Raw genomic sequence first — 19901 nt, 5'->3', positions numbered from 1 at the left:
ATGATGTCGCGTCAGCCTAGCGTGAGCGACCGACAACACGAACCGTCTTGACAACTTTATTTGTCGGTGGGACAGTTCTCCTGTTCGCACACGAAGGAGAGCTGAGATGGGCCACCGATTCGAACGGCAGGACAAGGTCGAGCTGAGTGCGACACCGGAGCAGGTCTGGGACGCGATCGCGACCGGTCCCGGCATCGACTCGTGGTTCATGGGCCGCAACGACGTCGTGCCCGGCGAGGGCGGCACGGTCAGCACGCTCTTCGGCGGCTATGCGCCGGAGGCGCCGATCACGGCCTGGGAGCCGGGCGCGCGGCTCGCCTACGGCGGCGAGCAAGACGAGGACGGCCGCTTCGTCGCCTACGAGTTCCTGATCGAGGGCCGCGGCGGCGGCAGCACCGTCTTGAAGGTCGTCACCAGCGGCTTCATCCCCGGCGACGACTGGGCCGACGAGTTCGAGGCCATGAGCAAGGGCGGTGCGCTGTTCTTCGACACCCTCGCCACCTACCTCACACACTTCGCGGGCCGGACCGCCGCTCCGCTCACGGTCTTCGGCCCGCCCGTTGGCGACTGGACCCGCACCTGGGCGAGCGTCAGGGCGGCGCTCGGACTGGGCGACGAGCCCGCCGAGGGCGACCGCGTCCGGTTCACTGTGGACGGACGCGTCGTCGAGGGCGTGGTCTACTCCGCGAACTCGCAGACCATCGGCATCCGCACCGACGACGCGCTGTACCGGGTCCTGCAGGGGTTCCACGGCGCACTGGTGGCGGGCCACCACTTCTTTTCCACTGTGGACACCGAGCCGGAGTGGCAGGCCTGGCTGGCCGGGCACTCCCAGGAAGGAAACCTCCGATGAGCACCGTAACCTCGGCCGACGGCACCAGGATCGCCTACGACCGCACAGGCGAGGGCGACCCGTTGATCCTCGTCGACGGCGCGATGTGTTACCGCGGCCAGGGACCGATGACGGCCTTGGCGAAGGAACTCACGCCACGCTTCACCGTCTACACCTACGACCGCCGGGGCCGAGGCGAGAGCGGCGACACCGCGCCGTACGCCGTGGAGCGCGAACTCGAGGACCTCGCCGCACTGCTTCGGGAAGCGGGCGGCTCGGCGCATCTGTTCGGCGCCTCCTCGGGCGCGATGCTGGCGCTCGAGGCCGCGAACAGCGGGCTCGCCGTACGGAAGCTGGCGCTGTACGAACCGCCGCTGGTCGTCGACGACTCGCGGCCTCCGCTGCCCGCCGATCTCGCCGAGCAGTACGAACGCTCGCTGGCGGCTGGCAGGCCGGGAGACGCGGTCGCCACGTTCATGCGACAGGTCGAGGTGCCCGGTTTCATGATCGCGCTCATGCGGCTGATGCCGGTGTGGAAGAAGCTGAAGGGCGTGGCACCGACGCTGCCCTACGACGCCGCGTTCGTGACGCGCTTCCAGCAGGGCGAGCCACTGCCGAGGGATCGCTGGAACGGCGTCACGGTGCCCACGCTCGTCGCCGACGGCGGCAAGAGCCCGACGTGGATGCGCAACGGGGTCGGCGCGCTGGCCGGGCTGTTGCCGAACGCGCGGTACCGGACGCTGCCGGGGCAGACACACATGATCAAGGAAAAGGTGCTCGCGCCCGTGCTGGCCGAGTTCCTGGACGGGCAGTGACGATGGCGAGGTTCGAGACGGTCGAGGCCTATGTGGGTTCGCTGGCCGAGCCGCTGCGGGAGGTCGCCGAGAAGCTGCTCCCGGTGATCCGCGCGGCGCTACCGGAGGCGAACGAGGCGGTGTGGCACGGACATCCCGTGTGGAGCGCGGGCGGTGCGCCGGGCAGGGACCCGGTGTGCCTGATCAAGGGCTATGCGACTCACCTGACGTTCAGCCTGTGGCGCGGGCGGTCGGTGACCGATCCCTCGGGCAGGCTGGAGAACGGGGCCAGGGAGATGGCCGGGGTGAAGCTGCGCGGGCTCGCCGACCTCGACGAGGCGCTGTTCACCGGCTGGCTCGAGCAGGCGCGCGACCTCTACTGAGCATCCGCACGCGGTGAACGCTCCCTTCACCACCACGGCCCCGCCGGTCCGCGACAGCGGCTCGCCCGGCGGGGCGGCGCCTTCCGTAGGATCGCCGGGGTGACTTCACCCGCGACGCCCGAGACTCCCGAGACGCTGCAGGTCCTGAACCGGGTCTTCGGTTACGACTCGTTCCGGCAGGGTCAGCAGGAGATCGTCGAGCACGTCGCCGGCGGTGGCGACGCACTCGTGCTGATGCCGACCGGTGGCGGGAAGTCGCTGTGTTACCAGATTCCGTCGCTGGTGCGCGACGGCGTCGGGGTGGTCATCTCCCCGCTCATCGCGCTCATGCAGGACCAGGTGGACGCGCTGCGCGCCCTCGGCGTTCGCGCCGGTTTCCTCAACTCCACGCAGGATCCCGGTGAGCGGCGCATGGTGGAGGCCGAGTTCCTCGCCGGGGAGCTCGACCTGCTCTACCTCGCCCCGGAACGGCTGCGCGTGGACTCCACGCTGGCTCTGCTCGACCGCGGCAAGGTCGCGCTGTTCGCGATCGACGAGGCGCACTGTGTCTCCCAGTGGGGCCACGACTTCCGGCCCGACTACCTCGCACTGTCCGACCTGCACGAGCGCTGGCCGGACGTGCCGAGGATCGCGCTGACAGCCACGGCCACCAGAGCGACCCACGCCGAGATCTCGACACGGCTCAAGCTCGAGGGCGCCCACCACTTCGTCGCGAGCTTCGACCGGCCCAACATCCAGTACCGCATCGTCGGCAAGAACGAGCCCCGCAAACAACTGCTGGAGCTGCTGCGCACCGAGCACTCCGGCGACGCGGGCATCGTCTACTGCCTCTCGCGCAGGTCGGTCGAGGAGACCGCGGAGTTCCTGGTGCGCAACGGAATCGAGGCGGTTCCCTACCACGCCGGGCTCGACGCGCAGACCCGCGCCGAGCACCAGGCCAGGTTCCTGCGCGAGGACGGGCTCGTGGTGGTGGCCACCATCGCGTTCGGCATGGGCATCGACAAACCGGACGTCCGGTTCGTCGCCCACCTCGACCTGCCCAAGTCCGTCGAGGGCTACTACCAGGAGACCGGCCGCGCGGGCCGCGACGGACTGCCGTCCACGGCGTGGCTCGCCTACGGGCTGCAGGACGTGGTGCAGCAGCGCAAGCTCATCGACGGCGGGGAGGGCGACGCGGCCCACCGCCGCAAGCAGAGCGCACACCTCGACGCGATGCTCGCGCTGTGCGAGACCGTCGACTGCAGGCGCGTGCAACTGCTCGCCTACTTCGGCCAGGACGGCACGGCGTGCGGCAACTGCGACACGTGCCTGGCTCCGCCCGAGTCGTGGGACGGCACGGTCGCCGCACAGAAGCTGCTCTCCACCGTCGTGCGGCTGCGGCGCGAGCGCAGGCAGAAGTTCGGCGCCGGCCAGATCATCGACATCCTGCTCGGCAAGAAGACTCCCAAGGTCACCCAGCACGACCACGACTCACTGAGCGTCTTCGGCGTCGGCGCCGACCTCGCCGACAGCGAGTGGCGTGGCGTGGTGCGGCAGCTGCTGGCGAAGGGCCTGCTCGCCGTCGAGGGCGACTACGGCACGCTCGTCGCCACCGAGGCCAGCGACGAGGTGCTCTACCAGGGCCGCACGGTGCAGATGCGCAGGGAGCCCAAGCGCGCGGCGAAGGCGAGCTCGAAGTCGCGCCGCACCGAGGCCGCGGACCTGCCCGAGGAGGCCGTGCCCGTGTTCGAGCGGCTGCGGGCGTGGCGCGCGGCCACCGCGAAGGAGCAGGGCGTGCCCGCCTATGTGATCTTCCACGACGCGACGCTGCGCCAGATCGCCACCGAGCAGCCCTCGACGCTGGGCGAGCTCGGCGGGGTCAACGGGGTCGGTGAGAACAAGCTCGCCAAGTACGGCGAGAAGCTGCTGGAGGCGCTCAGCTCGTGACGTCGTCGGCGGTCTTCGCCCGCCTGCGCCGCACCACGATCACCACGACGACGGCGAGCGCGACCACGCCCAGCACGATCCAGCTGCCGGCACCCACCGCACGTTCGATCTGCCTGGCCGCCTCACCAGCGGCCACGCCGATGCCGATGTGCAGCGCGCACCAGGCCGCCGCGCCGAGCACGACGGCGGGCAGGAACTTGCGCAGCGACAGCTTCGCCGTGCCCGCGGCGGCGGGCATGAGGGTGCGCAGCACGGGCAGGAAGATCGCGATGAGCACGGCCCACGCGCCGCGGCGGCGCAGCACGTCGGTGGTGCGGTCCCAGCCGTTCGCGCCGTGTTTGCGCACGAGCTTGGTCTGGCGCAGCTTCGGACCCAGCTTCCAGCCGATCGCGTAGCCCACCGAGTCGCCCGCGATCGCGCAGACCGTGGTGACCACCCACATCACGAGAAACTCCGGGACGCTGTCCACCGTGGTCCCGAGGATGAACAGGCCGGTCTCGCCCGGCGCGATGAAGCCGAGCCCGAGCGTGCACTCCCCGAAGACGAGCAGGCCCGCGGCGGCGATCAACCCCGCCGGGGGAAGGTCGCGCAACCAGTCGAGTACCTCGGTGAACACCGGCGACACCTCTCGAATCCGGAGCCGGACCGCACCTGTCCGTCCAGCCTAGGTACGTTCCGGCGACCGCGCGCGGGCTCAGTCCAGCAGGCCGGGGTCCGTGGCCACCGCGCGTAGCCGCGCGAGCAGGCCGACGCGCACGCGCTCGTAGATCGCGGAGTCGTCGTGCAGCAGCGCGTCCTGGCCGCCGCCCCTGGCCAGTGCGTCGAGCTCGAACGCCAGCTGGGCGGCGTCGGTGTCCTGCCGGACCTCCCCGAGCCCGCGCGCCTGTTCGATGGTGGCCTCGTAGAGACGCTGCCAGTCGCGGCGCGCGGAGGCGACGGCGTCGCGCACGCGACCCGGCCTGGCGTCGAACTCGGCGGAGACGGAGAGGAAAAAACACCCGCCGGGAAACACCGGTTCGCGCGCGTAGGCCAGCCACGACTCGCACAGGGCCCGCACCCTGCCGATGCCGGCCGGGGTCCGGTTGGCCGGTTTCACCACCTTGTCGACATAGACCTCGACGGCGGCGCGCACGGTGGCCAGCTGCAGCTCCTCCTTGGAGCCGAACTGCGCGAACACGCCGCTCTTGCTGAGGTCGAGCTCGGCGGCGAGGCGGCGCACAGACAGGCTCTCGAGCCCCTCGACCGACGCGACGTCCATCGCTCTGCCGAGGATCGCCCTGCGGGAGTGCTGTCCGCGCTCGACGCGCTTGTCCACCCGCGTCCCGGCCATGCCGACACCTGCCCTTCGGTCCGTCCGCTCAGCCTAGACCACGGGACACACGTCCAGTTCAAAGACACAGGCGAAGAGACTCATTGACCCTCGAACTGCGCATGTTTACTGTACGAGTGTCCACCTACTTTGAGGTGAAGAGATGACCATGAGCGAACGCACCGATCCGCACTGCCTGACCGACGAGGTCCTGCTGCCGCTGTTGTCCGGCTCGCCGTGGCGACGGGTGGCCGTGCTGGGCGACAGCGTCGCCGAGGGTGTCGGCGACCTGGTCGACGGTTATCCGCCGCGGCCGTGGGCCGACCGCGTGGTATCCGTGCTGCGCGCGCACAACCCCACGCTGGAGTACCTGAACCTGGGCAAGCGCGGCCTGCTCGCCGAGGAGGTGAGCCGGTTCCAGCTCTCCCCCGCGCTCGCCTTCAGGCCAGACCTGGCCGTGGTGACGTGCGGGGGCAACGACATGCTGCGCCGCTCGTACGACCCGGGCGCGGTCGACGTGGTGCTCACCGCGATGGTGCGGGCGCTGCGCGAGTCGGGCGCGGCGGTGGTGACGCTGGGCCTGTTCGACATCTCCGCGTCACCGGTGCTCGCACCCGAGGTCGCCGATGGTCTGCGCAGGCGGCTGCACGAGCTGTCGCACCGCACGCGCGAGGTGGCCCGCCGCACTGGCGCGTGGCACGTGGACCTGACCTCGCACCCGGCGTCGGCGGAGGCGTCGATCTACAGCGCCGACGGCATCCACGTCAACGGCCGCGGCCACGCGATCGCGGCGACACAGACGCTGCGCCTGCTGGCGGGCCACCTGGCTAGCTGAGTTCCTCTGCGATCGCGGCCAGCAGCGCGTCGGCCAGCTCCGGCCTGCAGATCACCAGGTCCGGCAGGTACGGGTGGGATTCGTTGTAGCGCAGCGCGGAGCCGTCCACGCGCGAGGCGTGCAGCCCGGCGGCGAGCACCACCCCGACCGGCGCGGCCGAGTCCCACTCCCACTGGCCGCCCGCGTGCACGTAGACATCGGCCTCGCCGCGCAGCACCGCCATCGCCTTGGCGCCCGCGGACCCCATCGGCACGAGGTCGGCGTCGAGCCGCCGCGCGACCGGGGCGGCGAACTCGGGCGGCCTGCTGTCGCTGACGAGGATGCGCGTACGGCCCTCGCGCCGGGCACCGGCATCGACCACGTCGTCGCTGGCGTGCACCACGTCGAGCGCGGGCTGGGCGACGGCGGCCGCCGTGATCTCACGGCCCGCCTCCCACAGCGCCACGTGCACGGCCCAGTCGGAGCGGCCCTGCTTGGCGAACTCGCGGGTGCCGTCCAGCGGGTCGACGATCCAGACGCGGTTCGCGTCCAGGCGGGCCAGGTCGTCGGCCGACTCCTCGGACAGCACGGCGTCGCCGGGCCGGTGCGTGGCGAGCCGGTCGAGCAGCAGTGCGTTGGACTCGGCGTCCCCGCGCTTGCCGAGCGCCTTCGGTTCCAGGTCCCCGGCGTCGGCGAGGACGTCGAGCAGGAGCGCGCCCGCCTGTTCGGCGAGCTCGGCGGCGAGTCGTGCGTCTGTGGTCACCGCTCCAGGAAAGCAAGCACGTTCGCGGCGAGCGTGGCCGGGTCGCCGTCGTCGGGCCGGAGCACGAGCTCGGGAGCGCTCGGCGGCTCGTACAGGTCGTCGACCCCGGTGAAGCCGGGCAGCTCGCCCGCGCGGGCCCGCGCGTAGAGGCCTTTGGGGTCGCGGGCCTCGCAGACCTCGAGCGGAGTGTCCACGTGCACCTCGACAAACGGCAGCCCCGCTCGCTCGTGCAGTGCGCGCACCTCCTCGCGGCCCGCGCGGTACGGGCTGATCAGCGACACCACCGCCACCACGCCCGCGTCGGCGAACAGCGCGGCGACCTCGCCTGCACGGCGGACGTTCTCGGCGCGATCGCGGGGACTGAAGCCGAGGTCGCTGTTGAGGCCGTGTCGCAGGTTGTCGCCGTCGAGCAGGTAGGCGGAGCGGCCGAGCGCGACGAGCCTGCGTTCCAGTTCCACGGCGACGGTGGACTTGCCGGAGCCGGGCAGCCCGGTGAGCCAGATCGTGGCGCCCCTGCCCGGCCGCTGCTCGCGCGTGACGGCCGCCGACTGCCAGGTGACGCCGGTGCCCGCCTGCCGGGGGCCGGTGATCATGCCCGCGGCGACGGTGTCGAAGGTGGCGGGGTCGACGAGCACGAACCCGCCGGTGACCCGGTTGCGCCGGTAGGGGTCGAACAGCAGCGGCTGCCTGGTGCGCAACCGGATCCTGCCGATCTCGTTGAGCGACAACGACGTCGCGCTCTCGTCGCGGTGCAGCGTGTTGACGTCGAGCCGGTAGTCCAGCTCGGCCACGGTCGCCGCCGTCTCGCGGGTGGTGTGGCGCAGCACGTAGTCGGTGCCGGGTTCGAGTCGCGCGCGCTCGGAGAACCAGCACACCATCGCGTCGAGGTCGCCTCCCACGTGCGGCCGGTTTCCGGGGCGGCACAGCAGGTCGCCGCGACCGACGTCGAGCTCGTCGGCCAGCTCCACCGTGACGGCCTGCGGAGGGAACGCCTCGGCGAGCTCCACACCGCCAGGGCCCCGCACGGAGCGCACGGTGGTGGAGAAGCCCGAGGGCAGCACCAGCACGTCGTCGCCGGGTTTGAGCACACCACCCGCCATCGTGCCCGCGTAGCCGCGGAAGTCGCCGCCGCGGATCACGTACTGCACCGGCAACCGCACGTCGATGAGGTTGCGGTCGGAGGCCACGTGCACCTGCTCGAGGTGGTGCAACAGCGACGAGCCCTCGTACCAGGGCATCGAGTCGCTGCGGTGCACCACGTTGTCGCCGTGCAGCGCCGAGACGGGCACGAAGGTGAGGTCGTGCACGTCCAGCTTCATCGCGAAGCGAGCGAAGTCCTGCCTGATCGCGTCGAAGCGCTCGCGGGAGAAGTCCACCAGGTCCATCTTGTTCACGCACAGCACGAGGTGGCCCACGCCGAGCAGGCTCGCGAGGAACGCGTGCCGCCTGCACTGCTCGACCACACCCTTGCGCGCGTCCACGAGGATCAGCGCGACGTCCGCGGTCGAGGCGCCGGTGACCATGTTGCGCGTGTACTGCACGTGGCCGGGGGTGTCGGCGATGATGAACTTGCGCGCTGGCGTGGCGAAGTAGCGGTGCGCGACGTCGATGGTGATGCCCTGCTCGCGCTCCGCGCGCAGGCCGTCGGTGAGCAGCGCCAGGTTGGGACCGTCCTCGCCGCGTTGCCTGCTGGTGCGCTCCACGGCGGCGAGCTGGTCGGTGAACAGGGTCTTGGAGTCGTGCAGCAGCCGCCCGATCAGCGTGGACTTGCCGTCGTCCACGCTGCCGGCGGTGGCGACCCGCAGCAGCGAGGGCACTAGAAGTACCCCTCTTTCTTGCGGTCTTCCATTCCGGCCTCGGAGATGCGGTCGTCGGCGCGCGTCGCTCCGCGCTCGGTGACCCTGCTGGCCGCGACCTCGGCGAGCACGTCCTCGGGGGTGGCCGCCCTCGACTCGACGCACCCGGTGCACGTGGCGTCGCCGACGGTGCGAAACCGCACCGTGGCTTCGTAGGACCGCTCTCCATCGAGGGGGCCTGCGTGCTCGGTGTCGGCGAGCAGCATTCCGTCGCGCTGGAACACCTGCCTGCGGTGCGCGTAGTAGAGCGGGGGCAGCTCGATGCGCTCGCTCGCGATGTAGGTCCACACGTCCAGCTCGGTCCAGTTGGACAGCGGGAAGACCCGGATGTGCTCGCCGCGGCGGTGCCGCCCGTTGTAGAGGTTCCACAGCTCGGGCCGCTGCCTGCGCGGGTCCCACTGCCCGAACTCGTCGCGGAAGCTGAACACGCGCTCCTTGGCTCGCGCCTTCTCCTCGTCGCGGCGCGCGCCGCCGAACACCGCGTCGAACGAGTGCTCGCCGATCGTGCGCAGCAGCGTCGTCGTCTGCAGCCGGTTGCGGCTCGCGCGCGGGCCGCGTTCCTCCACGACCCGGCCCGCGTCGATGTCGTCCTGCACGCTGCCCACGAGTAACCGCACGCCGAGCTCGGCCACCACCCGGTCGCGGAACTCCAGTACCTCGGCGAAGTTGTGACCGGTGTCGACGTGCAGTACGGGAAACGGCACGGGAGCGGGCCAGAAGGCGCGGGCGGCCACGTGGAGCATCACCACGGAGTCCTTGCCCCCGGAGAACAACAGCACCGGGCGTTCGAAGGTGGCCACCACCTCGCGCAGGATGTGCACGGCTTCGGCCTCGAGCATGCTCAGCTGGGAGAGCTCGTACCCGGTCACCACTGGAAATTAGAACAAGTTCTTGCAACTGGTCAAGCTCAACCGCGAAGCTGGGCGCATGGACATCGTCGCCCTGGAAGAGATCAAGCGCCTCAAGTACCGCTACCTCCGCTGCGTCGACCTCAAGCTCTGGGACGAACTCGAGGACACCCTGGCACCCGAGGCCACGGCCGAGTACGGAACGCCGTCCAACGGGGGGCCGCTCCGGTTCACCGGCCGCGACGCGATCCTCGACTTCCTGCGCAGCACTCTCGGCCCCGGCATCATCACCACCCACGCGGCGGGGCAGCCGGAGATCGACATCGCAGGTGAGCGAGCCACGGGCACATGGAGCTTCACCGACACCGTGCTCGCCACGGAACACAACAACACGATGATCGCGGGCGCGGCGTTCTACGAGGACCGCTACACGCGCGGCGCCGACGGCGCGTGGCGGATTCTGCACACCGGCTACACGCGCACCTACGAGTACCTGCTCCCACTCGGCGGCCTGCCCGGCTTCAAGCTCACGGCTAACCACTGGGCCGACGGTCTGCCATAGCCGCCATAGCCGCCATTGACCGAAAGGTAGAACGAGTTCTAATCTTGATCGGGTGCTCACCCAGACGTTCGCCGACGCGGTCGCCGAAGCCGAGAAGGTCATCGCCGAAGCTCCGCACATCCAGACCGAACAGGACCTGATCGAGGGCTACGACTACCTCGCGGGAAGCATCAGGGCGTCGTTGCAGCTCGCCTGGGCCTACGAACGCGACTTCCCGTACTTCGTCACCTCCACGGGGCCCTACACCAAGATGGGTCTCGACAACCCCGACGCGCTGTACTTCCACTCCTATCTGCGCGACGACGCCGAGTACGTCGTCACCGGAACCCGGGGCAGCACGCGAGACCTGAGCTTCCAGGTGCTGAACGGCGACTACTCGCCGGTGGACGTACCCGACAGCCTCACCGCGTTCGACGACCGCGCGCTCGAGATCGGCTCCGACGGCCGGTTCGAGCTGCGCTTCGGTCCCGACCGGAGCAAGGCCGGGCCGGGATACTTCGTGCTGGGCAAGGGTTCCGCGATGCTCGTGGTGCGCGAGGTCTACAGCGACTGGGCCGCCGAGGAGCGCGGCACTCTGCGCATCCACCGCGCCGACCGGCTCGGCTCCTCGCCGGCGCCCAAGGACCGCACGACGATCGAGAAGCGCTACGGCGTGGCGGGCAAGATCCTGCTCAGCAGGCTTCGGACGTTCCTCGCGTTTCCCGAGTGGTTCTACCTGAAGCTGCCCGTGAACACGATGACCGAACCCCGCCCGACACCGGGAGGGCTCGCCACGCAGTTCTCGTCGGTCGGCCACTACGAGCTGGACCACGACCAGGCGATGATCGTCAGCGTCCCCGCGTCCGACGCGCCGTACCAGGGCATCCAGCTCGGCAGCCGGTGGTACGTCTCGCTCGACTACGTCAACCACCAGACGAGCCTCACCGCCGACCAGGCCCGCGTGGACCCCGACGGCCGGATCCGGTTCGTGATCAGCGAGCGCGACCCCGGCGTCGCAAACTGGCTCGAACGGCTGGGGCACGCACGCGGGTTCGTGCAGATCCGCTGGCAACGACTGAGCCGCGAACTGGAGCCCGCCGACGGGCCCGAGGTGGAGGTGGTGGACGTGGCGGAGCTGCCCGGCAGGCTCCCGCACTACGAGCACGCGCGGGTGAGCCCGGCCGAGTGGGCCGAGCGCATCGCCGCCCGCCAGATCGCCGTCGCGACGAGGATGCTCGGCTGATGTTGTTGCGGGACAAGGTGGTCGTGGTATCCGGGGTCGGGCCAGGGCTCGGCAGGTCGATCGCACTGCGGTGCGCGAACGCGGGCGCCGACGTGGTGCTCGCGGCACGCACGCGGCGAAACCTCGACGAGGTGGCGAAGGAGGTCACCGAGCTGGGCAGGCGGGCCGTGACGGTGCCCACCGACATCACCGACGGCGACGCGGCCCAGGAGCTGGTGCGGACCACAGTGGACTCGTTCGGCCGCGTGGACGCACTGGTGAACAACGCGTTCGCCATCCCCCCGATGACCGACCTGCTCGACGTCGACCTCGACGCCGTGCGCACCGGGTTCGAGACCAACGTCCTCGCCGCACTCCGGCTCACGCGACTGTGCGCGCCCGAACTCGAGCGCGGCGGCGGCTCGGTCGTGATGATCAACTCCGCGGTGCTGCGGCACTCCCGGCGCACGTTCGGCGCGTACAAGATGGCCAAGTCGAGCCTACTCTCGCTCGCCCAGAGCCTTTCCACCGAACTGGGTCCTCGCGGCGTCCGCGTCAACTCGGTGGCTCCCGGCTACATCTGGGCGGGCACACTGCAGTGGTACTTCGGCTATCTCGCCGAGCAGCGCGGGGTCGAGGCCCAGCAGGTCTACGACGAGACCGCGGCGACGATCGACCTGCGCAAGCTGCCCGAACCCGACGAGATCGCCGACGCCGTGGTGTTTCTGACCTCCTCGCTCGCGCGAGCGATCACCGGCCAGTGCCTCGACGTCAACGGCGGCGAGTACCACCACTGAGGGGACTGCGATGAGCGTGGGCACCGTGGCGGACCTGCACGCGTCGGCCACGAAGATCACCGGACTCGGCGACTTCGGCGCCGACGACTACACCGACGGGCTCGCCGTGCTGCTGGAGTCCTACGAACGGGACGCGGGCCTGACGCCACTCGGCGGCAAGGTGATGCGGGCGTTCCTGCGCGGCGCGCTCGTGGCCCGGCTGCTCAGCGAGGCCGCGTGGCGGGCGCGGCCCGAGCACGCCGACGTCGCGATCGAGCGGCCCATCTTCGTCACCGGACTGCCCCGCACGGGAACGACCGCGCTGCACCGGTTGCTCACCGCCGACCCCGCGCACCAGGGGCTCGAGGTGTGGCTCACCGAGGTCCCGCAGCCGCGCCCGCCCCGCGAGACGTGGGCGGGAAACCCGGTGTTCCAGCGCATCCAGGAGGGCTACGAGCAGTACCACGTGGAGCATCCCGAGTTCCTCGGCGTGCACGCGATGTCGGCCGACCAGGTGGAGGAGTGCTGGCAGCTGTTGCGGCAGTCGATGCGCTCGATCTCCTACGAGTGCCTCGCCCACGTGCCCTCCTACTCGGCGTGGCTCTCCGATCAGGACTGGAGCTGCGCCTACCGCAGGCACCGGCGCAACCTCCAGCTCATCGGCCTGCCCGACGCGCGGCGTCGCTGGGTGCTCAAGAACCCGAGCCACCTCTTCGCGCTCGACGCGCTGCTCGCCGTGTACCCCGACGCGCTCGTGGTGCAGACGCACCGCGCGCCGGAGGTAGCCATAGCCTCGGTGTGCAGCCTCAACGCGCAGGCCAGCGCGCAGTGGTCCGAGACGTTCCGCGGCGAGACGGTGGGCCGCGACCAGCTCGAGCTGTGGGCCCGGGGCCTGGAGACGTTCACGGCCGAGCGGGCGCGGCACGAGCCGTCGCGGTTCCACGACGTGGACTACGAGGACTTCGTCGCCGACCCGCTCGGCACCGTGGAGTCGCTGTACGAATACTTCGGGCTGGACCTGAGCGACGAGGCGGCCTCGGCGATGCGCCGCCTGCACGCCGAGAGCACCTCGGGTGCCCGCAAGCCTGCCCACCGGTACCGGCTCGCCGACTTCGGACTGTCCGAACAGGACGTCGCCGACCGGTTCAGCGCGCTCGGCTAGGCAGCACTAGGCATCGCGGCGCAGCACCGAGAACGCGCCCGCACCCAGCGCCAGCAGCACGTACCCGCCGAGGACCAACGCGGCTCCCACCGGCGATAGCACCGGGTCGCCGACCTCACCGGCCAGCTGGGGTCCGAGGTTGTTCAACGTCAGTGCGCCGACCGGCCTGCTCCAGTCGGCGGGCAGGAAGGTCGCCGCCACGGGCAGCACGAACAGCAACCCGGTCAGTGTCACGAGCGCGCCCGCCGCCGAACGCAGCAGCGCCCCGAGCCCGAAGCCGACGATGGCGGTCACGGTCAGCACCACCGCCGACGCGAGCGCGGACGGCACCCCGTCGGCCAGCGAGGGCCACGGCTGGATCGGCGCGGGCCGGTCGCCCGCGATCACTCCGGCCCCGCCGAGCATCGCGAACGTCAGCACCAGCCCCGTCGCCACCGTCAGCCCGGCCACCACCAGTGCCTTCGCGGTGAACAGCAGGCCACGGCGCGGCACGGTCGTCAACGTCGTGCGGATCATCCCGCTGCCGTACTCCGACGTGAGCGCGAACGCGCCGAAGGCACCGGCGCAGAACTGCACGAACGGCAGCACCAGCGGCGACATGTCGGCACTGGGGAAGGCCTCTTTCGCCGAGGGCGAGGCGGTGTCCCAGTCGGCCACCATCAGCACGGTCGACAGACAGCCGACGGCGAACACCGCGCCGACCGTGGCCAGCAGCCAGTACGTCGACCGGACCGTGCGGACCTTCCACCACTCCGAGGCGATCGTGTCCGTCATCGCGCCGCTCCTTCCGCGCGGTACTCCACGCTCTCGTCGGTCAGCTCCAGGTAGGCGTCCTCCAGCGACGCGCTGCGCGGGGTCAGCTGGTGCAGCAGGATGCCGGCGCCGAAGGCGAGTTCGCTGATGCGCGGCGCGTCGAGCCCGTGCACCGAGAGCCCGCCGTCCGGCGGCGTCTCCACCCGCGCTCCCTCAGCCTCGAGCACCCGGGCCAGCTCACGGTCGTCCGGCGAGCGCACGAACACGTCGCGCCGGTACCGCTGCTCCAGCTCCTCGATCGTGGTGTCGACGATGAGCCTGCCCCTGCCCACCACGAGCACGCGGTGCGCGGTCAGCGCCATCTCGCTCATCAGGTGGCTGGACACGAGCACCGTGCGCCCCTCGTCGGCCAGCGAGCGCATGAGCTCCCTGATCCAGCGGATGCCCTCCGGGTCGAGTCCGTTCACCGGCTCGTCGAACAGCAGCACCTCGGGATCGCCGAGCAAGGCCGCCGCGATGCCGAGTCGCTGCTTCATGCCGAGCGAGAACCCGGCGACGCGCTTGCGGGCGACGCCACCGAGGCCGACCTGCTCCAGCACCGCGGTCACCCTGGCGCGGCCGATGCCGTTGCTGCGGGCGAGACAGAGCAGGTGGTTGGCCGCGGTGCGGCCGCCGTGCACGGCGCCTGCGTCCAGCAGCGCGCCCACCTCGTGCATGGGATGCGGCGAGCGGGCGTAGTGCCTGCCGTTGATCAGCGCCTCACCTGAGGTCGGCGCGTCGAGGCCGAGCACCGCGCGCATGGTGGTGGACTTCCCGGCGCCGTTGGGGCCGAGAAAACCCGTGACGTGCCCGGGTTTCACGGTGAAGGACAGCCGGTCCACCGCGAGCGCCGAGCCGTAGCGTTTGGTCAGTTCCCTTACTTCGATCACGACCACGACACTCACGGATCGCGCGCTCGAGCACATCGGACCTCGGCCTGGTCCGCGCCGAGCGAATCAGACCTGGGTATGACGGCCGCTGGTCCGATCCATCGCCCTGGGAAAGCGCTACCGTCGGGGAGTGCCCGATCTCGACGCCCGCCCGCTGCTCACCGGCAGGCTGCGCCGGAGCCACCTCGTCGTGTTCGACGGCGCCGTCGGTGCCGTGCTCGCGTTCACTGCTGTCGGCAACCTGTACGCGGGCAACTGGGGCCACGACGGCCCGCTGCCGCTGTGGCTGAGCGTTCTCGCCGCCTACGGCATCGCGATCCCCGTGCTGCTGCGCCGGATCTGGCCACTGCCCATGTTCGCCGCGAGCCTGGTGCTGTCGCTGCTGTGCGCGCTCGGCGGCGGCATGTGGATCACGGCGTTCGCGCTGGCCATGCCGCTGCACCTGGTGGCCGCGCGGGAGCCGAGACGGCTCTCGATTCCCGCGCTCGGGCTGGCACTGGCATTCGCGTTCGGGGCGAGCTTGTCACTGCCCGTCCAGACCGGGGTCGCGACCATCGCGCTGGGCTGGACCATCCTCGGCGCCGCGTGGATGCTCGGGCGAGCCCGGCGCGAACGCGAGCAGTACGCGGTGCTCGCGACGGAGCAACGAGCCCGTGAGGCCGTGGTCGAGGAGCGGCTGCGCATCGCGCGGGAGCTGCACGACGTGGTGGCCCACAGCATGAGCCTGGTCGCCGTCAAGGCCGGCGTCGCGCACCACGTCTCGGCGGAGCGCCCCGAGCAGGCCCGCGCCGCGCTCGGCGTCATCGAGACCACCACGCGCGAGGCACTCACCGAGATGCGCGCCGTGCTCGGAGTGCTGCGCGGCGAACACACCGACGCCGTGCTCGCGCCCGCTCCCGGCCTCTCGGGCCTCGGTGAGCTGGCCGAACGCGCCCGATTGGCCGGGGTGCGCGTCGACCTGGAGGTGCGCGTGCCGGACGGGCTGGCCGACGGGCTCGGGCTCACGACCTACCGGATCGTGCAGGAAGCGCTGACCAACGTGGTCAAGCACGCGGCACCCGCGCGCTGCCGGGTCACCGTCACGGCCGAGAAGGGCACGCTGCGGATCGACGTGGTCGACGACGGCAAGGCCCAGTGCGACGGCCAGCCGGGACACGGCCTGATCGGGATGCGCGAACGGGTCTCGGTGTACGGCGGCACGTTCAGCGCAGGGCCCCGGCCCGACGGCGGGTTCGCGGTGTCGGTGGTGCTGCCGGGTGCGTGAGTTGAGGGTGGTGGTCGCCGACGACCAGGCGCTGGTGCGCGGCAGCTTCGGCATGCTGGTGGACAGCGCCCCCGACCTGACGGTGGTCGGTGAGGCCGCCACCGGCGTCGAGGCCGTCGACATCGCGCGCAGGCAGCGGCCCGACGTGGTGCTGATGGACGTGCGCATGCCCGACATGGACGGCATCGAAGCGACGGGCCTGATCACCAGGGCCGCGCAGACCAGCGGCGTGCGCGTGCTGATCCTCACGACGTTCGACCTGGACTCCTACGTCTACGCGGCGCTGCGGGCCGGGGCGAGCGGTTTCCTGCTCAAGGACACGCCGCCGGCCGAACTGCTCTCGGCGATCCGCGTGGTGGCGGCGGGCGACGCGCTGCTGGCACCGAGCGTCACGCGCAGGCTCATCGAGGAGTTCGCGCGCCGCCCCGCCGAGCGCCCCCGCCCGCTCGCTCGCCGGCTCGACGATGTGACCGCGCGCGAGCGCGAGGTGCTCACGCTCATCGCCGCCGGGCTCTCCAACACCGAGATCGCGGCCGAGCTGCACCTCAGCCTCGCCACGGTGAAGACCCACATCGGCAGGCTGCTGGCCAAGCTCGCGGCGCGGGACCGGGCGCAGCTGGTGATCGTGGCCTACGAGAGCGGACTCGTCCCTCGATAGGCCGTTTGCAATCAAAATTGCCTTAGCTATCCTTTACGCAACCAAGGGAGGCAATTTCGTGATCAAGCACTCCGCGACCCTGGCCATCAACGAGCGGCTACAGGCCAAGCGCGCCGCGGGCGAGCAGGTGCTGCACCTCGGCTTCGGCGAGGCAGGCCTGCCGGTACTGCCCGAGGTCCGCGACGTCCTCGCGAACGCGGCCCATCGCAACGAGTACGGCTCCGTCGTCGGCTCGGCCGAGGCGAGGCAGGCCGCGGCGGGCTACTTCACGAGGCGGGGCCTGCCGACCGACGCCGACGACGTGGTGCTGGCCCCCGGCAGCAAGGCGCTGCTCTTCGGCGTGCTGGCCGTACTGCCCGGCGACCTGGTGCTCCCTCAGCCGTCGTGGGTCAGCTACGCGGCGCAGGCGGCGCTGGTCGGCAAGCGCGTGCTCGGCGTTGCCGTGCCCGAGGCCGCGGGCGGCGTGCCCGATCCCGAGGTGCTCGACCGGGAACTGACGCGCGCCCGCAAGGACGGCGCCGAGCCCGGCGTGCTGATCCTGACCGTGCCCGACAACCCCACCGGGACACTCGCCGACGCGGCGCTGGTCAAGGACGTGTGCGCCGTCGCGGCGAATCACGGGCTCACCGTGCTCTCCGACGAGATCTACCGCGACCTCGTCCACGACTCCACGGCCGTGCACAGCCCCGCCACGGAACTGCCGGAGCGGACCATTGTCACGGCAGGGCTCAGCAAGAACATGGCGCTCGGCGGCTACCGCATCGGCTTCGCCCGCGTGCCACGGCCGGACGTGCGCGCGGCGCTCGTCGGCGTGGCGAGCGAGGTGTGGTCCAGCCTGCCCGCACCCATGCAGGAGGTGGCCACGTACGTGCTCGGCGAGCCGCCCGAGGTCCGCGCCCACATCGACGCGAGCCGGGCGCTGCACGGCGCTGTCGCCCGCGCGGTCCACGCGGAGTTCACGGCCGCGGGCGCGACCTGCCGCCCGCCACGGGCAGGGTTCTACCTCTACCCGGACCTGGAACCGTTGCGGTCCAAGGGTTTTCGCACGAGCACCCAGCTCGCCGAGCATCTGCTCGACCACCACGGCGTCGGAGTGCTGGCCGGTTCCGAGTTCGGAGACGATCCCGGAGCACTGCGGTTCCGGGCCGCGACCAGCCTCCTCTACGGAGCCGACGCCGAACAGCGCCGCACGGCACTGCGCAGCGCCGACCCCGTCACGCTGCCGTGGATCCAGCGCTCACTGACGCATCTGCGTGACGCGCTGGCCGCCGTTTTCGACGGCAAGTAGCCGGAGTAAGGAACCCTGCGGCACCTCGAGCACCTCCTCGAGGTACTTCAGTGCCGCCAGGGACCCGGGGCGCTCAGGACGGCACCGGCCGGACTGCCAGTGACTCAGCGTCGCCAGGCTCACCGGCACGCCGCGTCGGCGAAGCCGGTACTGGATCCGCTCGAGCCCCAGGCCCCGTGCGCGTATCGCCGCTCGGAGCGCCGCGGCGAAAGGCCCGGTCGCCAGAAGCGACTCCACCTCGCGCGCAGCGCCCTGGCCCCGGTCCATCTGTTGTGTTCGCTGACCGGTCATCGCTGCTCCCGCCCATCGAGGATCCGATTCAACGTATGAGCGGCGCGCGCACCCCCGTAAGGGGCGAAGGTCCCTTGTCAGCCCGAACGCCCCGCCAAGCCGACCCCGCGAGTCCCCCGCTCCGGCCCGCGAGTCCCCCGCCCAGACGCGCGAGTCCCCCACTCCAGCAAGCGAGTTCCCCACTCCCGCACCCGAATACGTCCGCCCGGCCCGCGTATCGTGCGCTCCGGCGCGCGTGTCGTGCGCTCCGGCGCGCGTGTCGTGCGCTCGCAATCGCGAGTCCCCCGTTGCGGCACGCGAGTTCCCCGCTCGAGTTCGCGAGTCCCGCGTCGAGGCACGCGAGTCCCCCGTTCCCGGGCGCGAGTTGCGCGATCCAGCAAATGCCCGTGCAACGCCGATCGTCCACCACACGGACCCGAACACCGGGAATGCGCAACGGAACGCGCGCGGCACGATCCCTATGCGGATCTCGAAGTCGGGGACGCACAACTCGCGGTCTGGACTGCACGACTCGCGATCCAGAGCACACAACTCGCGAGCCTGAATGCACGACTCGCGCGCCCCAGCGGGGAACTCGCGCGCCCCAGCGGGGAACTCGCGCGCCCGAGCGGGGGACTCGCGCCCGTGTGGGCCACTCGCCTGCTCCAGCGGGCCACTCGTGCGCAGGCGCGGGGCACTCGCAAGCCCCAGCGGGGAACTCGTGCGCCGGAATGGGCCACTCGCACGCGTCAGCGGGGGACTCGCGCACCGGAGCGGGGGACTCGCGGCGCCAGCGGCGCCGCCGCGCCCCCGGGGCCGCGCCCGGGGTGGGTGGTTAGCGGAGGGTTACCGACAGGGCTTGGGCGATTTCCGTGCCCAGGGCGTGGGTGGCCGCCTCGGCGGCGGGGCCCACCTTGACCACCACGGGGCCGCCGAACGGCTGCCGCTCGACCACCTCGATCCGATCACCCAGCGTGATGCACCGGTCGGCCAGGTACCGCAGCAGATCCGGATCGGTGTCCCACACGCGCACGATCTCGCCGATCGAGCCCGCGGGCAGGTCGTCGAGCAGGCGCGTGGACAGCTCCTCGACGCTGCCGTCCACGGCCGGGATGGGGTCGCCGTGCGGGTCGCGCACCGGGTTGCCGAGCTTCGCCGCGATCCGCTCCACGAGCAGGTCGGACACCACGTGCTCTAGCAGGTCGGCCTCGCTGTGCACCTCGTCCCAGGTGTAGCCCAGCTCCGACACCAGGTACGACTCGATCAGCCGGTGCCTGCGCAGCACCGACCGGGCCAGCTGCCTGCCGTCGGGGGTGAGCTCGATGCCGCGGTACGGCACGTGGGCCACGAGTCCCTGCTGCGACAGCTTGGTCACCATTCCCGACGCCGACGACGGGCTCACCTCGAGCCGCGCCGCCAGTGAGGTGTTGGTGACTGGCTCACCGCGCTCGACCAGACCGTAGATGGCCCGCATGTAGTCCTCGATCGAGGACGAACGCCGGTCTGCCATGTC

General features: G+C 71.2%; 21 protein-coding genes. 12 read left to right on the top strand and 9 right to left on the bottom strand.

Going from position 1 to position 19901, the window contains the following annotated elements; translation table 11 throughout:
- Positions 1 to 106 precede the first annotated feature (106 nt).
- The 4 genes from JHE00_RS14165 (at position 107) to recQ (ending at position 3935) form a co-directional block, all read left to right on the top strand.
- Complete coding sequence (locus JHE00_RS14165; RefSeq protein WP_200318527.1) at positions 107 to 853, top strand: SRPBCC family protein; 747 nt, start codon at positions 107 to 109, stop codon at positions 851 to 853.
- Positions 850 to 1647: an alpha/beta fold hydrolase gene (locus JHE00_RS14160; protein ID WP_200318526.1), complete on the top strand. Its 798-nt coding sequence runs from the start codon at positions 850 to 852 to the stop codon at positions 1645 to 1647. Before JHE00_RS14165 ends, JHE00_RS14160 begins: the two co-directional genes overlap by 4 nt.
- 2 nt (positions 1648 to 1649) lie before the next feature.
- Positions 1650 to 2009: a DUF1801 domain-containing protein gene (locus JHE00_RS14155; protein WP_200318525.1), complete on the top strand. Its 360-nt coding sequence runs from the start codon at positions 1650 to 1652 to the stop codon at positions 2007 to 2009.
- 99 nt (positions 2010 to 2108) lie between these two features.
- On the top strand, positions 2109 to 3935 hold the full coding sequence (recQ, locus tag JHE00_RS14150) for a DNA helicase RecQ (protein WP_200318524.1): 1827 nt from the start codon (positions 2109 to 2111) through the stop codon (positions 3933 to 3935).
- On the opposite strand, the gene JHE00_RS14145 is transcribed toward recQ, so the two are convergent.
- Together JHE00_RS14145 and JHE00_RS14140 are read right to left on the bottom strand one after the other, a co-directional pair.
- Positions 3925 to 4551 (bottom strand): DedA family protein, encoded by a 627-nt coding sequence (locus tag JHE00_RS14145; protein ID WP_200318523.1) that lies wholly within the window; start codon positions 4549 to 4551, stop codon positions 3925 to 3927. The genes recQ and JHE00_RS14145 overlap by 11 nt on opposite strands.
- A gap of 78 nt (positions 4552 to 4629) precedes the next feature.
- Positions 4630 to 5265 (bottom strand): TetR/AcrR family transcriptional regulator, encoded by a 636-nt coding sequence (locus JHE00_RS14140; RefSeq protein ID WP_200318522.1) that lies wholly within the window; start codon positions 5263 to 5265, stop codon positions 4630 to 4632.
- A 142-nt stretch (positions 5266 to 5407) separates the two neighbouring features.
- Here JHE00_RS14140 and JHE00_RS14135 point away from each other — a divergent pair, with 142 nt between their 5' ends.
- Complete coding sequence (locus JHE00_RS14135; protein WP_230424141.1) at positions 5408 to 6079, top strand: SGNH/GDSL hydrolase family protein; 672 nt, start codon at positions 5408 to 5410, stop codon at positions 6077 to 6079.
- Here the strand turns inward: JHE00_RS14135 and JHE00_RS14130 are convergent.
- From JHE00_RS14130 to cysD, 3 genes are read right to left on the bottom strand one after another with little or no spacing between them, the layout of a single operon-like run.
- The gene (locus JHE00_RS14130) at positions 6072 to 6821 is read right to left on the bottom strand and encodes a 3'(2'),5'-bisphosphate nucleotidase CysQ (RefSeq protein ID WP_200318521.1); all 750 of its coding nucleotides are present in this window, start codon (positions 6819 to 6821) and stop codon (positions 6072 to 6074) included. The two genes, JHE00_RS14135 and JHE00_RS14130, sit on opposite strands and share 8 nt — an antisense overlap.
- Positions 6818 to 8638: an adenylyl-sulfate kinase gene (cysC, locus tag JHE00_RS14125; RefSeq protein WP_200318520.1), complete on the bottom strand. Its 1821-nt coding sequence runs from the start codon at positions 8636 to 8638 to the stop codon at positions 6818 to 6820. Before cysC ends, JHE00_RS14130 begins: the two co-directional genes overlap by 4 nt.
- Positions 8638 to 9549, bottom strand: coding sequence for a sulfate adenylyltransferase subunit CysD (gene cysD, locus JHE00_RS14120; RefSeq protein WP_372440450.1), 912 nt, complete (start codon positions 9547 to 9549; stop codon positions 8638 to 8640). The genes cysC and cysD overlap by 1 nt, the downstream gene beginning before the upstream one ends.
- A 55-nt stretch (positions 9550 to 9604) precedes the next feature.
- Between cysD and JHE00_RS14115 the strand changes: the two genes are divergently transcribed.
- Genes JHE00_RS14115 through JHE00_RS14100 form a run of 4 tightly spaced genes read left to right on the top strand, consistent with a single transcriptional unit; the run spans position 9605 to position 13226 of the window.
- Positions 9605 to 10087, top strand: a complete 483-nt coding sequence (locus JHE00_RS14115; protein WP_200318518.1) for a nuclear transport factor 2 family protein — start codon at positions 9605 to 9607, stop codon at positions 10085 to 10087.
- 52 nt (positions 10088 to 10139) lie between these two features.
- Positions 10140 to 11309, top strand: coding sequence for a hypothetical protein (locus JHE00_RS14110; RefSeq protein WP_200318517.1), 1170 nt, complete (start codon positions 10140 to 10142; stop codon positions 11307 to 11309).
- A complete protein-coding gene (locus JHE00_RS14105) occupies positions 11309 to 12085 on the top strand; it encodes an SDR family oxidoreductase (RefSeq protein ID WP_200318516.1) in 777 nt (258 codons plus the stop codon). The genes JHE00_RS14110 and JHE00_RS14105 overlap by 1 nt, the downstream gene beginning before the upstream one ends.
- Before the next feature lie 10 nt (positions 12086 to 12095).
- A complete protein-coding gene (locus JHE00_RS14100) occupies positions 12096 to 13226 on the top strand; it encodes a sulfotransferase family protein (RefSeq protein WP_200318515.1) in 1131 nt (376 codons plus the stop codon).
- Positions 13227 to 13232: 6 nt separating this feature from the next.
- Here JHE00_RS14100 and JHE00_RS14095 read toward each other — a convergent pair whose 3' ends face one another.
- Both JHE00_RS14095 and JHE00_RS14090 read right to left on the bottom strand, forming a co-directional pair.
- Positions 13233 to 14000 carry an ABC transporter permease gene (locus JHE00_RS14095; RefSeq protein ID WP_200318514.1) on the bottom strand — a complete coding sequence of 256 codons (768 nt, stop codon included), beginning with the start codon at positions 13998 to 14000 and terminating at the stop codon, positions 13233 to 13235.
- On the bottom strand, positions 13997 to 14908 hold the full coding sequence (locus tag JHE00_RS14090; RefSeq protein ID WP_200318513.1) for an ABC transporter ATP-binding protein: 912 nt from the start codon (positions 14906 to 14908) through the stop codon (positions 13997 to 13999). The genes JHE00_RS14095 and JHE00_RS14090 overlap by 4 nt, the downstream gene beginning before the upstream one ends.
- 130 nt (positions 14909 to 15038) lie before the next feature.
- Here JHE00_RS14090 and JHE00_RS35865 point away from each other — a divergent pair, with 130 nt between their 5' ends.
- From JHE00_RS35865 to JHE00_RS14075, 3 genes are read left to right on the top strand one after another with little or no spacing between them, the layout of a single operon-like run.
- Entirely contained in the window at positions 15039 to 16172 is a 1134-nt protein-coding gene (locus JHE00_RS35865; RefSeq protein WP_200318512.1) for a sensor histidine kinase, read from the top strand.
- A gap of 52 nt (positions 16173 to 16224) precedes the next feature.
- A complete protein-coding gene (locus tag JHE00_RS14080; protein ID WP_200319240.1) occupies positions 16225 to 16830 on the top strand; it encodes a response regulator in 606 nt (201 codons plus the stop codon).
- A 58-nt stretch (positions 16831 to 16888) separates the two neighbouring features.
- On the top strand, positions 16889 to 18118 hold the full coding sequence (locus JHE00_RS14075) for a pyridoxal phosphate-dependent aminotransferase (protein WP_200318511.1): 1230 nt from the start codon (positions 16889 to 16891) through the stop codon (positions 18116 to 18118).
- Here JHE00_RS14075 and JHE00_RS14070 read toward each other — a convergent pair.
- Positions 18068 to 18409 carry a transcriptional regulator gene (locus tag JHE00_RS14070; protein WP_200318510.1) on the bottom strand — a complete coding sequence of 114 codons (342 nt, stop codon included), beginning with the start codon at positions 18407 to 18409 and terminating at the stop codon, positions 18068 to 18070. The genes JHE00_RS14075 and JHE00_RS14070 overlap by 51 nt on opposite strands.
- An 814-nt stretch (positions 18410 to 19223) precedes the next feature.
- Entirely contained in the window at positions 19224 to 19898 is a 675-nt protein-coding gene (locus tag JHE00_RS14065; RefSeq protein ID WP_230424134.1) for a metal-dependent transcriptional regulator, read from the bottom strand.
- Positions 19899 to 19901: the final 3 nt, after the last annotated feature.

The sequence above is a fragment of the Prauserella cavernicola genome (assembly GCF_016595675.1).
Lineage (GTDB): Bacteria > Actinomycetota > Actinomycetes > Mycobacteriales > Pseudonocardiaceae > Prauserella_A > Prauserella_A cavernicola.
Note: the sequence above shows the minus strand (reverse complement) of the source record. Positions and strands in the feature narration are given on the sequence as shown.